Source organism: Arthrobacter sp. 10T413_2 (assembly GCF_056394205.1).
Genome location: NZ_JBFTHK010000009.1, coordinates 11,617 through 25,137, shown reverse-complemented (window position 1 = coordinate 25,137; position 13,521 = coordinate 11,617). Strand labels below are relative to the sequence as shown.

Annotated in this window: 15 protein-coding genes; 5 read left to right on the top strand and 10 right to left on the bottom strand. The window is 67.6% G+C overall.

All coding sequences use genetic code 11. From position 1 onward, the window contains the following. Positions 1 to 147 precede the first annotated feature (147 nt). The 3 genes from AC1DBQ_RS03050 to AC1DBQ_RS03040 are packed head-to-tail and all read left to right on the top strand — an operon-like array spanning position 148 to position 2,570. Positions 148 to 1,212 carry a hypothetical protein gene (locus AC1DBQ_RS03050; RefSeq protein WP_476927096.1) on the top strand — a complete coding sequence of 355 codons (1,065 nt, stop codon included), beginning with the start codon at positions 148 to 150 and terminating at the stop codon, positions 1,210 to 1,212. 9 nt (positions 1,213 to 1,221) lie between these two features. Continuing rightward, positions 1,222 to 1,770 carry a methyltransferase family protein gene (locus AC1DBQ_RS03045; protein WP_476927095.1) on the top strand — a complete coding sequence of 183 codons (549 nt, stop codon included), beginning with the start codon at positions 1,222 to 1,224 and terminating at the stop codon, positions 1,768 to 1,770. 11 nt (positions 1,771 to 1,781) lie between these two features. Then, entirely contained in the window at positions 1,782 to 2,570 is a 789-nt protein-coding gene (locus AC1DBQ_RS03040) for a GNAT family N-acetyltransferase (protein WP_476927094.1), read from the top strand. 26 nt (positions 2,571 to 2,596) lie between these two features. Here AC1DBQ_RS03040 and AC1DBQ_RS03035 read toward each other — a convergent pair whose 3' ends face one another. The 8 genes from AC1DBQ_RS03035 to AC1DBQ_RS03000 all read right to left on the bottom strand — a co-directional run bounded on the left by AC1DBQ_RS03035 (position 2,597) and on the right by AC1DBQ_RS03000 (position 10,399). Then, positions 2,597 to 3,211, bottom strand: a complete 615-nt coding sequence (locus AC1DBQ_RS03035; protein ID WP_476927093.1) for a hypothetical protein — start codon at positions 3,209 to 3,211, stop codon at positions 2,597 to 2,599. 32 nt (positions 3,212 to 3,243) lie between these two features. Then, positions 3,244 to 3,735: a hypothetical protein gene (locus AC1DBQ_RS03030; protein ID WP_476927092.1), complete on the bottom strand. Its 492-nt coding sequence runs from the start codon at positions 3,733 to 3,735 to the stop codon at positions 3,244 to 3,246. Continuing rightward, entirely contained in the window at positions 3,732 to 4,583 is an 852-nt protein-coding gene (locus tag AC1DBQ_RS03025; protein ID WP_476927091.1) for an MFS transporter, read from the bottom strand. The genes AC1DBQ_RS03030 and AC1DBQ_RS03025 overlap by 4 nt, the downstream gene beginning before the upstream one ends. Before the next feature lie 298 nt (positions 4,584 to 4,881). Then, positions 4,882 to 5,223 carry an Hpt domain-containing protein gene (locus AC1DBQ_RS03020; protein WP_476927090.1) on the bottom strand — a complete coding sequence of 114 codons (342 nt, stop codon included), beginning with the start codon at positions 5,221 to 5,223 and terminating at the stop codon, positions 4,882 to 4,884. A 184-nt stretch (positions 5,224 to 5,407) separates the two neighbouring features. Next, the gene (locus AC1DBQ_RS03015) at positions 5,408 to 6,595 is read right to left on the bottom strand and encodes an FAD-dependent monooxygenase (RefSeq protein WP_476927089.1); all 1,188 of its coding nucleotides are present in this window, start codon (positions 6,593 to 6,595) and stop codon (positions 5,408 to 5,410) included. A gap of 351 nt (positions 6,596 to 6,946) precedes the next feature. Then, complete coding sequence (locus AC1DBQ_RS03010) at positions 6,947 to 8,008, bottom strand: NAD-dependent epimerase/dehydratase family protein (RefSeq protein WP_476927088.1); 1,062 nt, start codon at positions 8,006 to 8,008, stop codon at positions 6,947 to 6,949. Further along, entirely contained in the window at positions 8,005 to 8,886 is an 882-nt protein-coding gene (locus AC1DBQ_RS03005) for an MTAP family purine nucleoside phosphorylase (RefSeq protein ID WP_476927087.1), read from the bottom strand. The genes AC1DBQ_RS03010 and AC1DBQ_RS03005 overlap by 4 nt, the downstream gene beginning before the upstream one ends. Before the next feature lie 49 nt (positions 8,887 to 8,935). After that, positions 8,936 to 10,399, bottom strand: a complete 1,464-nt coding sequence (locus AC1DBQ_RS03000) for a glycosyltransferase family 87 protein (protein ID WP_476927086.1) — start codon at positions 10,397 to 10,399, stop codon at positions 8,936 to 8,938. 112 nt (positions 10,400 to 10,511) lie between these two features. Between AC1DBQ_RS03000 and AC1DBQ_RS02995 the strand changes: the two genes are divergently transcribed. Then, positions 10,512 to 11,702, top strand: coding sequence for a molybdopterin-dependent oxidoreductase (locus AC1DBQ_RS02995; protein ID WP_476927085.1), 1,191 nt, complete (start codon positions 10,512 to 10,514; stop codon positions 11,700 to 11,702). 50 nt (positions 11,703 to 11,752) lie between these two features. Then, positions 11,753 to 12,199 carry a hypothetical protein gene (locus tag AC1DBQ_RS02990; protein WP_476927084.1) on the top strand — a complete coding sequence of 149 codons (447 nt, stop codon included), beginning with the start codon at positions 11,753 to 11,755 and terminating at the stop codon, positions 12,197 to 12,199. Here AC1DBQ_RS02990 and AC1DBQ_RS02985 read toward each other — a convergent pair. Both AC1DBQ_RS02985 and AC1DBQ_RS02980 read right to left on the bottom strand, forming a co-directional pair. Next, entirely contained in the window at positions 12,139 to 12,843 is a 705-nt protein-coding gene (locus AC1DBQ_RS02985) for a class I SAM-dependent methyltransferase (protein WP_476927083.1), read from the bottom strand. The two genes, AC1DBQ_RS02990 and AC1DBQ_RS02985, sit on opposite strands and share 61 nt — an antisense overlap. After that, positions 12,843 to 13,511, bottom strand: a complete 669-nt coding sequence (locus AC1DBQ_RS02980) for a TIGR04282 family arsenosugar biosynthesis glycosyltransferase (RefSeq protein WP_476927082.1) — start codon at positions 13,509 to 13,511, stop codon at positions 12,843 to 12,845. The genes AC1DBQ_RS02985 and AC1DBQ_RS02980 overlap by 1 nt, the downstream gene beginning before the upstream one ends. Between the last annotated feature and the right edge of the window lie 10 nt (positions 13,512 to 13,521).

Sequence of the window (13,521 nt, the reverse complement as noted above, 5' to 3'; positions counted from 1 at the left end):
CGGGGCYGAACAAAACACAACCGGTCGCGGCTACGCATCTGGCGGATGGACCCCGTAAGGTCCACGCTTTAAGGAGTCGGGCTGTAGCCCGACGTCGGGCGGTGAAGGATCGCCGAGCGCGGTCTGCGGAGTGCKAGGAGAACGACCATGGTTGACACGGCAGCCCCGGCTCTCAGGACCGGCGTCGGGCGGGATCTGGTCACAGAACTGCTGGGCATCTGGCTCCTCCTCGCGGTCTTCCTGGATGGCTGGGCGCACCTCCACGTTCCCGGACTGGAAACGTTCTTCACCCCCTGGCACGCCGCTCTCTATTCCGGCCTCCTTGCCATGGCAGCGTGGACGGCCACGGTGATCTGGAGGAACCGCGAGCCCGGGCAGCCGATCGCCCGCGCGATACCTGCCGGTTACCGGGGCACGGTGGTTGGGGTTGTCCTTTTCGCCGTCGCCGGCGCTCTGGACCTGGCATGGCATGAAATCCTGGGCATCGAAGTCTCGCTCGATGCGCTGGTAAGCCCCACCCATCTGCTGCTGGGCTTTAGCCTCTTCCTCATACTCGGCACCGGCGTCCGCAGCGCACGGGCCCGCGGCCGGGCGGGAACTGTCGCGTGGTCGGCGCCGGCGCTTCTGGCTGTCGCCCTGATGACCGGCTTGGGCGCCTTCTTCCTCATTTACTGCTCGGCCTTTGTCCGGACCGCTCCCGCGGTCCCGTACATCCCGACGCCGATCGGCAGTCCCGGCCACACCCAAGCGGAGATGCCCGCGGCGATCGGGATGGCCAGCTACCTGGTGACCACGGCCCTGATCATCGCCCCCTTCCTCTACACCTGGTCCGGAGCCAGGCGGCCACCTCGCGGCATCGCCACCATGCTGGTCGCCGTCGTGGCGTGGCTGCCCCTGGCGATGTCGGGATTCCGCCCGGCTGCGGTCGCCGGAGCGGCGGGTGCCACGCTAGCCGCAGTTGTGGTGGATGTCCTGCTCGCCCGAAGGGGCGGTCAATTGACCGGCCGCCGGCTGCCGGCGGTCAGCKCGGTACTGGCGGCTCTTATCTGKACAGGCCAGATGATCGGGATCGCCCTGGTGTCAGGGATTGGATGGCCTGTGTCGATGTGGCTTGGGGCCATTGTGCTGAGTTCGGCAGTGGCTGCCGGTCTGGCCTTCGTCAGCTCCTGGAACACCGGGAGCACGCCAACCCGGGAAACAACGCGCGCTTAGGAGGCTCAGATGCTCAGCATGACGGCATCCGGAGAGACGTCGCGGGAGAAGAGGCTCGCAGCCATTGGCACCGCGGTGTTCGCCGTCGCGCCGGCGACGGCGGCCGGGCTCGTTCCGTGGTTGTTGACGCGTTGGAAGGTGAAGCGGCCGGTGCCGGGCGGACTGCCCGCGCAATGCGCCGGCGTCGTGCTCATCGGTGCGGGCGCGACAGTAATCACAAGTTCGTTTGTCCGGTTCGCCGTCGAGGGACTGGGGACCCCGGCCCCCTTTGCGCCGACGAAGCATTTGGTGGTCGGCGGCTGGTACCGATACGTGCGCAACCCCATCTATGTCGCCCTCGCCGCCTCGATTGCCGGGCAGGGCCTCCTGCTGGGGCAGCCCAAGCTTTTTGCCCTTGCCGCCTTGAGTGCCGCCCCCGTGGCCGCGTTTGTGGTGCTCCACGAGGAGCCCACGCTGGCACGGACGTTCGGCCCTGAATATGAGATATACCGCGCCCATGTCCCGCGCTGGCTGCCCAGGCTCACTCCCTGGCGGGACGGATCCGGTGTGCCGTTGTAGCGTGGAGGCCGATGACACTTTCGACGCAGCTTCTTACAGCCTATGACCAGCAACTCCGAACAGATGCGGAGACCCCGAGCGCGCTCGCCGTTGAACGACTGGGCCCGTTGCGTCTGGTGACCTTTGCCGGCGGCCGAGGCTTCGTGACCTACCAGAATCTCGGTGGCGCCGGCGCACCCACGATCGCGCGATGKGTGGCCGAAGCACTGGCGTTCTACCGCAGCGATCCCGCCATCGTGCGGGTCGAGTGGAAGACCCGTGGACACGATGATGCGCCCGGACTYCCTGACGCGTTGCTCGCCAACGGATTTGAGCCCGATGAAACCGAGTCGATCATGATCGGGCCTGCCGAGGCGTTGACCGTGGATGTGCAACTCCCGCCCKGMGTCAGCCTCCGCCGCGTGAGCGAGGAACGGGACATCCGCGCCATGAGCGCAATGCAGGACGAAGTTTTCGGCGTTTCTGTCTCCAACGGCAACGCCGACGCAATCCTGGCCCGTGCAGCACGCGACGACGGGATGGAACTCTGGGTGGCCGAACACGAGGGATCGATGGTGAGCGCGGGGCGCCTCGAACCGGTTCCTGACACGGAATTTGCCGGCATCTGGGGCGGGGCGACGCGCGCCGAGTGGYGCGGCCAAGGCATCTACCGGGCGGTTACCGCGGCCCGGGCCCGGGCCGCGCTGGCGATGGGCAAGACACTCATCCACAGCGATTCAACCGAGTATTCACGCCCTATTCTGGAACGCTACGGTTTGCTCCGGGTATCAACAACCACCCCGTATCGCTGGCGGCGCTGAAGATCTTGGAGTCCGGCACGGGGCGGTCACCAGAATTTCTGCACACCCGGGGCTGCGTCACGGAGCCGGGCACCATCGAGGACGATGGAGCACTCGTCTAAGCCGAACTCTCTCCACTGTGCGAGCAATCGGAGGTCTCCTGCCGGCGGCAACGGCCAGAGCCAGAGCGTGCCTGTGCCGGAGAACTCGTCGTCGCCCCCGTTCCCGCCGCCGTTTCTCAGCAGGAGGACCGGGGCCGGCGGCTGCTGGGTGCCGTCGAAGACCCCGTGCGGGTGTGCGCCCGTGCTGGCCTTGGCGCCATCGGGAAAGGCTGCGCCGAACAGGAGCATGGAAGCAGCACCGGAGCCCCTGCGCGCGCCGGGTCTGCCCCGGAAGAATGCGTCGTTGAGATCCGCCCATTCCTCATCGGTCTGTTCGCCCCGGCGGATGGTCCAGCACACATCGAACGAACAACCCGTGGAGAAGACATCCACGCTTTTTACAGCCATCACCATCGTCGGGCTCCGGTGCAGAAACTGCCCAACATGGAGCACGGCCGGCAGCTCGGACGGCGGGGCGGCCGCCCAGGCCGGAGGCACATACCGCGTTGCCCGTCCGCGCGGCGGAAGGGGCGGCACCGGAAAGTCCTGGAAGAAGGTCATGGATGATCCTTTCGTTGGGGGTGCGCCCGCAGTCACTGCGGCCGGCCCGGGAGTTGGACCGTGATGGGCGGCGTTGTCACGGGACCGCCGCATTCTTCCGAGCCTCCGCCCCTCGTCCATTCCACCGGCGATTGCTGCCGGGCGAGCACCGTGCCGTCCTTGGCGAGCACGCGCGTTGTCACTTCGTGGGGCAATGGGCCGCTGACAGTGAACAACCAGGAATTGAGCGCTGTCCTGGAAGCAACGAAAGGTGCCGGGGACGAGGAATCGTCGCCCGGGAGGMTCGGGCCCGCTGTTTTCGGCGACGCGGCCTGTGCCGGGGCTGCCTCGTGAACGGAGCAGCCCTCCGGAGTGCAGAGCTGGACATCGTTCACGGCGGTGATGTCGCCTTCGAGCCTGACGGTGATGGTGCTGACCCAGCCAACTGCAGGGCAAACGACGTCGGTCATGCCGCAGCCCGTCAGTTGCAGGCCGGCAAGCATGAGCACAACGGCAGAGCGAAAGATCCCCCAATTCGACCTCATCGTGCCAGTCTAGACAGACTCCCGGCTGACCGCTCGCCTCCCGCTGCGAGAGTTTCGCCGTCGAAGTCCACCGGAAGAATTGTCCAGGTCCGCATCGGCGAGATCGCKATGGGGACCGCTGAGACGCCGGCGAGCAGGGCCCAGATCCAGAGCACCGGTTGGACGCCGATCCACGCGGCGAGGGCGCCCCCGGCAAGGCTGGCGACCGGCATGACCCCGAGGGTAAAGAGTCTGTTGCTGGCCATGATTGTGCCGAGCCTGTGGGTCGGTGCGATGCGCGGGATGATGCCGGCGCCGGCTACGGAGGTCACCACGACGAGGAAAGCCCACCCKAACGCGGACGCGCCCAGCCAGAGGGCCGGGAACCAGGGCAGCACCGCGGCGAGCGGCGTCAGCGCGATGGCCGGGACACACGCGACGCCGGCCAGAATCCGAGTCTTCCCGATGCCGACCCGTTTCAGGACGGCTGGCGCTGCGAACGAGGCCGTGAGGCCGCCCAAGGCCGCGACGGTGCCAAGCCCCGCGAAGACGGCGGGGCCGATTCCCAGGACGGTGAGCGCATAGACCGCTGAGGCGGCACTGCCGACCATGGTCGCGGCGTTAAGAATCATCCCGGACAGTAATAGGCCTCTGAGGACCGGGTGGTGAATCGTGAAGGACAAGCCGGCCCGTGCCGCCGTCCAGAATCGCTCGTGCTCCCGGGGCGGCTTGACGTCCTCGTTGACCTGGATGCTCGTAAGAGTTACGGCGGACAGGACGTAGGAGATCCCGGCCGTTATCAGGGCAAATGGTGCKGCGACGGCGCTGAGCAGCGCCCCCGTCAGGGATGGGGAGCCTACGGCGACCACACCGACGGCGGGGTCAAGTTMCCCTCGCTCCCGGCGGCGAGAAGAGGGTTGAAGGCCCCTCGGGCCTTAAAAACACCGGTGTGCTGCAGAAACTCGCACTTGAACCAGAGCGGGCGGCGGCGGTGCCTCCGCGGAGCAGGGGCGTGCGCCTCACATAGCCGTTGATGCGCCGCTCTGCCTCGAGCACATCGCTTCGGTTGATCACGGCTTTTTCCTCAAGTTGCCTTGCCGATACGGTCGCTAGAATAACGCGTGCCGCCGGTACGGTTTCCAACACCGCCGCCGAGCCGGCCCCGGGTCAGCCGTCAGTGTCCGGAGGCATTCTGGCCAGCACGTCCGTCAAAGCGGGACGGAGGTCTGCCGCGATGCGGGGGAGTGCGTCGGCGTTCGGGATCCGGCCCTCACGGAGTTCCTTCTCGAGGCCTGTGCAGTAGCGCGTCAGCTGCTCTGCTCCAACCATTGCCGAGCTTGTCTTCAGGCTTAGGACGGCATCGAGCKCATGCTCCGGGTCCGCCGTGCCCAGAGCCGTGTGCACCTGCGTCAGACGGTCCTGGAGCAGGGCGAGGAAGTCGGACGCAAACCTTGMTGCTACGGTGCGTCCGACGTGATCAACCAGATCCTGGAGTTTCGATTCGTCCACTACCTGTGGCGGACGCGGCTGGACGCCACTGTTTGGGTGTGCAGCCCCKCGGCCGGGCTGCGCAGCCCCGGTAGGCGGTTTCCCCGCAGCGTCCCCCAACGTCATTGCCCCAGCCTAACCCGTGGCATTGACCGAAGGTAAGCGCTTGGTGGCGGCTTCCTGAGCCTCGCATGCCGGCCGGGGTTTACTTTGCGATCCTGCCCACGATCTGGCGGGCGATCAGCCGGTCGATTCCGGGAAGATGGCTGGCCCGTATGATCCACCGGCGCAGGAGGCGCTGGGTCCGGTTGGCGGGCAGGAATGATTTTGCGGTGCGTCTCCCGGCGGCCTGGGCCTCCTCGACCACGGGTCGCCAGCGTCGCTCGAACTCGGCGAGGGCCGGGCTGATCCCCGCAGCTGAAGCCACGGGACCGAGGACGTCCCCCAGCAGCGCGGCACCGGCAATGGCGAGTGAGCCGCCCTGACCGGCGAGGAGCGACACAGCCCCGCAGGCGTCCCCCACGAGAACGGTCCGCCCCTTCTGCCAGCCCGGCATGACAATCTGCGCGACGACATCGTCGTACGGATGCTCGGGGCACAGTTCCAGCAGCCGGTCGACCGCGTACCCGAGTCCGGCGAACTCGCTGCGCAGCCGCTCCCGCGGGCTCCCTGACCGCTGGTGCCTTGGCGCGCMGGAGGCATCCCGGTAGACCATGAAGGCCGCCACCTCGTCCGAGCGGAGACTGTAGAGCCCGGCCATACGGTCGATGCTGTCGGTGAGGACGAACCGGTTCCGGAAGCGGGCATTGAGGACCGGCTCGGTCACGATGAATGCGGCAGCACGCATGCCCAGAGGGCGCAGGTACTCCTCTTCGGGGCCGAACACCTGGGCCCGCACTMCGGAATGGATGCCATCGGCGCCGACGAGGACGTCCGCGGCGACCGTCACGTCCGGCGATTCGTCGACGGCGACCCGTACGCCGTCGTCATCACTCCATACCCGGGAAACCGGCGCCCTGTAGCGAACCCGCACCCGGCCGAAGGCCACGTCGTCGAGAGCGGCGAGGGCGGCGCGCTCCATGTCGGGACGCAGCAGGCTCAGGACCTTCCCGCCGGCAAGCCGCGCAAACTGGTCGTAATCGAGGCTAGACGTCGGGCGTCCCGTTGCATCCACATATTCGGCTGCCTCGACATGGTAGGCGACAGCGGCGAGCCGCGGGTAGAGGTCAATCCGCTCAGCCGCCTCCACTCCCGGACCGAAGAAGTCCATCATGTAGCCATCGGGGCGCGGAGCGGMCGATTTCTMGAGGACCTGGACGTCCCAGCCGGCCAAACCGAGCTGGCGGGCCGCGACGAGGCCCGCAATGCCCGCACCGACAACCACAGCCTTCATGTCCCGCCGTCAACGATCGGATCCGCCGGGCCCAAAGGCGCCCTGCCTGGAGTGCCGGAGTTCCGACGAACCCCCGCTGGCTCATTCTTGACTCATTCCTCCCGGGCTGTCCAGAGCGCAGAATTCAGTTTTGCACCCGTCTTGGGATTMTGCCGGCAAGGAAGGCCCGGGCGGCAAAGCGCCTCGGATGCCGGGAGTGCTCAACTTCGGCAGAGACGGGAACAACGGAATGGGCGTGGATCATCGACCACGCCAAATAGCATCGCGAAGCGCACCCGATGGCGCCGCCTCTCTCAGGATATTTGCGCCGGGAGTGGCAGGGAGGTGTCGTGGTGAGGATATGGGACACAGTCAGCCGGGTTCGCCGCGCAGGGGAGMGGTGGCAAATTCACGCATGCCTTCTTCAAAGCCCACGGTCGGCACCCAGCCCAGTTCGGCCTTGATCAGGTGGGAGGACGCGGTGATGTGACGTACGTCCCCCAGCCTGTACTCGCCGGTCACAGTCGGGGCCGGGCCGGTGCCGAACTTACTCAGCGCCGCKGCAACATCGCCGATGGTGTGAACCTCAGCGGTGCCGACGTTGTAGGCCCGGAATCCGGTGCCGCCKCCTGCGGACAGCGCCTCGGCGGCAGCGATGTTCGCGGCGGCGACGTCTCGGACGTGGATGAAGCTGCGGCGCTGGGCGCCGTCTTCGAAGACCCGCGGTGCCTCACCGCGGGCCAAKGCGGAGCGGAACAACGAGGCGACGCCGGCGTAGGGTGTGTCGCGTGGCATCCGGGGACCGTAGACGTTGTGGTAGCGCAGGGCGATCGCTGCGCCGCCGGTGCTGCGTGCCCACGCGGCGGCGAGATGCTCCTGGCTGACTTTTGATGCCGCGTAGACGTTCCGCGGATCCAGCGGCGCGTCCTCCGTGACCATGGCCGGGTGAAGGATCGCACCGGACGCCGGGTTCCGGGGGTTGTAGATGCCGGCGCGCAGGTCGGCCTCGGCTCGCGGTCCCGGCCTGACCGCCTGGCCGGTCTTGGAGTCGGTGTAGGCCCCCTCTCCGTAGACCACCATCGAGGAGGCCAGGACCAGCCGGGGGATGCCGTGGCGTTCCATGGCGGCGAGCAGGACCGCGGTGGCGTAGTCGTTGTTGCGGATGTAGTCCGGCGCGTCCGCGAAGTTGACGCCGAGCCCGACCTTTGCGCTTTGGTGGCAGACGGTGTCGATCCCCTCGAGTGCGCGGTCTGCCGCGTCCGGGTCGGTGAGGTCGCCGGTGAGCAGCTCCACCCGCGGATCCAGGGCCGGCGGCCCGGGGTGGAGGCCCGGGTCGAGGGAGTCCAGGACCCGTATGGGCCATCCCTTGGCGAGGGCGGCGTCGACGATGTGTKAACCGATGAACCCGGCACCGCCGGTGACGAGGAGCTTCACCGTGCTGACACGKACTCACGTGCGGCCGGGAGCGCCATGATCCTGGCGACGGCGGTTCGATCCATCAGCGGKCGGGGTGCGTAGTCCTCGGCGATCGCCGCGATCACGTCTTCGAGTACGGCCAGGATGTTGTGCTGGGCCTTCTTCAGGCGCGCAAAGACGGCATCGGCGGTCGCAGGTTCCGAGCCGTCGTGGCCGGTGTCCGAATCTGTGATGAAGGCCAGATTGGCGAAGCCMATGTTCAACTCTGCGGCCAGCACGGGTTCGGGGTACTGGGTCATGCTGATGATGTGGGCGCCGCCGGTAACGTACCACTGCGACTCGGCCTTCGTTGAGAAACGGGGACCGTTGATCACCACCACCGTGCCGCGCGGGGCGTAGGGGAGGCCCTGTGCCGCAAGTGCCGCGTCCAGGTGCGAACGCAGTGTCGGGCAAAACGGTTCCGAGGCGGGCAGGTGCTGGACGCCTGCTGGGGTGACGCCGTCGGCCACGGTTCCGTCGTAAAACGTATCGGCGCGTCCCCAGGTGCGGTCGATCAACTGGTCGGTCACGACAAAGGTCTCAGGGCTAAAGCCTTGCCGCAGCCCGCCCACCGCGGAGGAGGAGATCACTGCTTCGACTCCGAGGCTCCTGAGCGCCCAGAGGTTGGCCCGGTAGTTGATTTTCTGGGGCGGCAGCGAATGCTCGCCGCCGTGACGGGGGAGGAACGCCACGGTTCGGCCGCCGACGTCGGCCAGTGTCACSGGACCCGACGGTGCCCCGTAGGGGGTTCGGACCTCGAGGGTCGCGCGCACGGCCGCTCCGGGGAGTCGGTAGGTGCCCGAACCGCCGATGATGCCGATGCGTGCCTGTGCTGTCCCGGGAACTGGTGTCTCCATGGTGCCTCCTGCCATTCGTAGGTGTTTGCATATGACGGCCCTGTACCGGTCACAGGGCCGCCGGGTCCGGCGCCTCGGTCTTGAGTCCGGCGAGGGCAGCCAGCCGCAGCTCGTCCCGGCGCCGCAGCCAGGTGCCTCCGGTGATGGCCGCGGCCGCCAGGAGCAGGGCACACTGGTTGAGCGTTTCGCTCCAGGGGCCGGAGGGGACCATGTAGATGACATCCAGGGTGAGGATGACGCCCACGTACTCCCAGCGCCGGCTCAGGACGATGAAGGGCAGCAGCATGAGCCCGTACCAGGGGTAATTTGGGCTGACAATCAGCAGCGTCAGCCCGATCATGACGGTCTGCTGTTCCCAGACATTCCCMGCCCGGGTGCGCCGCAGCACTCCGAGGGCGACGACGGCCAAGGCCGCGGCGCTGAGCACCGGCGGCCAGAAGCCGGCGGAGACGAGCTGTGCCAGACCGAAGCGGATGCCGCCGCTCTGGCTGTAGTTCTCCTCCTTGAGGTAGCCGGGCAGGAAGCCCAGGACACCGGCTCCCGCGATCGCCAGGTAGGGCAGGTAGAGCAGCACGAACGTGGCCACCGCCGCAGTGATGAACCTGGCCGGGCGCCGCCACAGCAGCGCGGGAGCKGCAATGACCGGAATGAGTTTCGTTGCGACGGCGGCCCCGAAGGCGGCCCCGGAACGGATCGGTTTGCCGCCGATAAGCAGCATCCCGGCGGCAAGGATCAGGACTCCGGCCAGGACGTCGACGTGGGCGTTGTTGACTGCTTCGAGCTGCACGAACGGGCTCCAGCCCCACACCGCAGACAGGTGCGGGGGCAACCCGCGGCCGGCAAGCGCGCGGAGCAGCATCAGTGCCATTGCCGCGCTCAGGAGCAGGCCGGCCACCTGAAAGACCAGGAAACCGGCTGTGTCCGGCACGGCGGCCCGCGTGCCAAGGAAATAGATTTCGGCCATGGGCKGGTAGATCGTCGGCACGTGCGGGCGGTTGATCGCCGTGCACAGCKGGTTACCGGAAGGATAACCGGAAGTGGCGACGGATTCCGTTCCGAACAGGTCCGGGGCGCAAACCGGCTTGCCATCGGGGCCCTCGGAACCKGGAGCGAACAGCCAACCGGGACGAAGTCTGCTGAGGGTTTCATCGAGGGGCACATACGAGTAGGGGGAGATTCCGGCCTTTTGGACGATGCCGTCCCACGCATACCGGGCCGAATCGTTGCTGGTCCGGGGCGGCGCGCTCACGGCAACAAGGCCGAGCAGGACCGTTCCCGCGATGATGACGGCCCCCACGTGACGCCGCGGCACGTCCCGTAGCAGGCGGACGGCCGCGATGAGGGCCAGCCATGCAAGGCAGGTGGCGATAATCTGCGCCGTTTCGATCGGGTTTCCGGGGACCACCATCCACCACAGCAGGCCCGCACCGGTGAGGAACACGAGCGGAAGGAGCAAGAAGACTCTAATCCTGGTGCCGTTGGTCCGGGTCGATTCTGTTGCACTGTCGCTCACTCTCCGATCCTGCCCCACGTCCGGTCCCGGTACTGCCTGCCGGCGAAGGTTTTCAGCGAATCGTAAGGTCTGGGGCCACTCCAGGGGACTGAAAAGGTGGTGTGATCGAGCTATGGAAAAGCTCACAAACGCCCTGGCAGCCAGGTTCGCTTCGCCGACGCGCAGCACCCGGCTTACGGTGGTTTTGGGGCGCTGGCTGGGACTCAGCTTCACCATCTGCTTTCTGACCGGGCTCTTCAGCCACGGGCTGCAGGAGCCGCCGTCATGGATGTTCTTCCCCACGAGCCCCGTCTGGATCTATCAGCTGACGCAAGGCATCCACGTGACCACGGGCATCGCCGCTATTCCGCTGCTGCTGGCAAAATTGTGGTCGGTCTATCCGGAGCTGCTGAAGTGGCCGCCGGTCAAGTCAACGGCGCATGGCCTCGAGCGGGCATCCGTTGCCTTGTTCGTGGCCTCTTCGCTCCTGCAGCTGACAACGGGCCTCATCAACACCTATAAGTGGTACCCGTGGCCTTTTCCCTTCCGTCAAACGCACTTCTGGCTGGCCTGGGTGATCTGGGGGTCGCTGCTACTCCACGTTGCCCTGAAGCTCCCATTGATCATGGAGCATTGGCGTGCCCGTTCCGGCAACCGGTCCCGCCCGGCCTTTGGCGCCGGTTCCCCTGGACAGGGGATTGACGACGGCGCGGCTCCCGCGGGGCGGGGTCGCTGGTCCAGACGGGCTTTTCTGGCCGCGGTCGGCACCACTGCGGGCGTCGTCGTGCTCACCACGGCCGGGCAGTCCTTTTCCTTGCTGGAYCCCCTKAACTTTTTTGCGCCGCGGAAGATGGGAACCGGMCCGCAGTCCGTCCCGGTGAACCGTACCGCCGCCGACGCCAAGGTCACCGGCCTGGCCGGGGCGGATGATTGGACGCTCACCGTGAGCCACCAGGACACCCGCCGCGCCCTGAGCCTCTCAGAGCTCCAGGCACTGCCCCAGTATGAACACGAACTTCCCATCGCCTGTGTTGAGGGCTGGAGCCAGACGGCTACGTGGCGGGGCGTGCGGGTCCGGGACCTGGTGGCGGCTGTCGGCGCGCCGGCCTCATCCTCGCTGCGGGTCACAAGCCTCGAACCGGAGGGCGCGTACCGCACGATGGACATGCCCGCCGCGTACGCGCAGGACGACCGGACCCTGGTGGCTCTGGAACTGAACGGGCAGACGCTCGATCTGGACCATGGGTACCCGGCGCGGATCATTGCCCCCGGACGCCCCGGCGTCCTGCAAACAAAGTGGCTGCACACTGTGGAGGTCCTGTGAAACCCGTGTTGCCGGCGAAAGCCGCAAAACCTGCCGGGGCGGGAAAAGCTGTGAGGATCTGGAGGACAGTGCTGGGCGTGTCGGGTGTGGCGCTGCTCGGATACGGGATCCTGGGCTTGCCGACCCAGCTCGGGCCGCCGCAGCTGCTCGGGCTGCTGGTGTGGCTGGCGGTGGCCGTACTTCTGCACGACGGCGTCATTGTGCCGGTCTCCACCCTGGCCGGCGCGGGTCTCACCCGGCTGGGATCGGGGCTGCGCCCGGCGTCGGTTGCGGTTCTGCGATGCGGCCTCATGGCTGGAGCCGTCGTGACCGTGATCGCGGGGATATTGTTGAAGGCCCAGTCCGTGGCCCGTAATACCAGCGCCCTGGAAGGGGACTACGCCGCCCACCTGCTCTGGTTCTGGGCGGTTCTGGCCGGCCTGGCTGGCGTCCTTGTTTACGGGATCGAACGGACCGGGCCGGGCCGGGGCGAGAGAGGACAAAATACGCGGCCCTGAAGGCGCTGGATGGCTGTGACAGCCCAGCCGCCTGCGTGCGCCCGGGACGCCAGGCCCGCCGTGCCGGTCCGCGCCCAGGCGAACGCCTCGCTGCGGTTCCCGTGTTCGTCTTCGAGCACGGMCGGGTAGGCGGTGTCGATCTGGTCGTCGGCGTCCACTTCTACCAGCAGCGTCCCGGACGGGGCAATGAGCTGCCGGCAGCGGCCCAGCAGGGCGGTGACGCTTCCTCCGATGCCGATGTTGCCATCGAGCAGGATGACAGACTGCCAATGGCCCGACTGCGGTATGGGGGCGAAAATGGACTGTTCGAGGGCGCGGGCACCGCGGCTCCGCGCCTGGCGGACCGCTTCGGTACTGGTGTCGATGCCCAGGGCGCCCAGGCCGAGCGTCCGGGCGGCGGCCAGGAGCCGTCCCGGCCCGCAGCCGATGTCAAGGACCGGCCCCCGGAGGCTCTGCAGGAGCGACCGCTCTGTCGTGCTGGCGTCGTCACACCAGTTGCGGACATCGAACTTCACGGGGTCGGCGGGATTGTGACCGCTTTCCGGGCGGAGGGTCAGGATTCCGGTCCCGGTCAGCAGGGCATGGGTGTAGGGCTCGCGTTCGCCTTGACCGAAGTAGGCGGCCGGTGCCACGGCGGTGGACATCACAGCGGTGCTTCCGCTTCGTGCCGTGGGCGCTGCACCCGGACGGCGGTTTGGGTTACGGCCTCGGCGAACGCGCTGCCCGGAATCTCCGCCGCGATCTGCAGGGCGTCACTGAAGTGGTCCATGTCCCGCAGTTCCGGGAGCATTCCGACCGTGAGTCCGGCAGCGGCGAGCCGGGCGAGTTGGCGGGCCCCGGTTGTCGCAGTGGACATGGGCACGCCCCGGATCAGTGCTCCCTCCGGCCGGCGCAGCGCCAGTKCCCAAAAACCGCCATCCGTCGCTGGGCCCATCCAGGCCTCGTGCCGGGCGTCGGTGGCGGACCAGTCATCGAGCAGCGGCACCAGATGGTCCCGGGAGAATTGCGGGGTGTCCATGCCGACAATGAGCAGTGGACCGCTGACGGCGTCGCAGATGGCGGCCAGCCGCTCATCCAGGCCTCCGGATGCCTGCGGCAGAACAGTGAATCCGGCGGCGTCCCGCGCGATGGGTGTCCCGTCCATCACCAGCAGCCGGTGCCGGGCCGGGAGGCTCCGCACCGAATCCAGGGTGCGGCTGAGGCTCAGTTGCGCCAGGGCTGCCGCCGTTTGGGGCGGCAGCGGGGGACTGAGCCGGGTCTTGACCCGTCCCGGCACGCACTTTTTGGCGAGGATCGCCACTGTCAGATCCATGCTCGTCCTC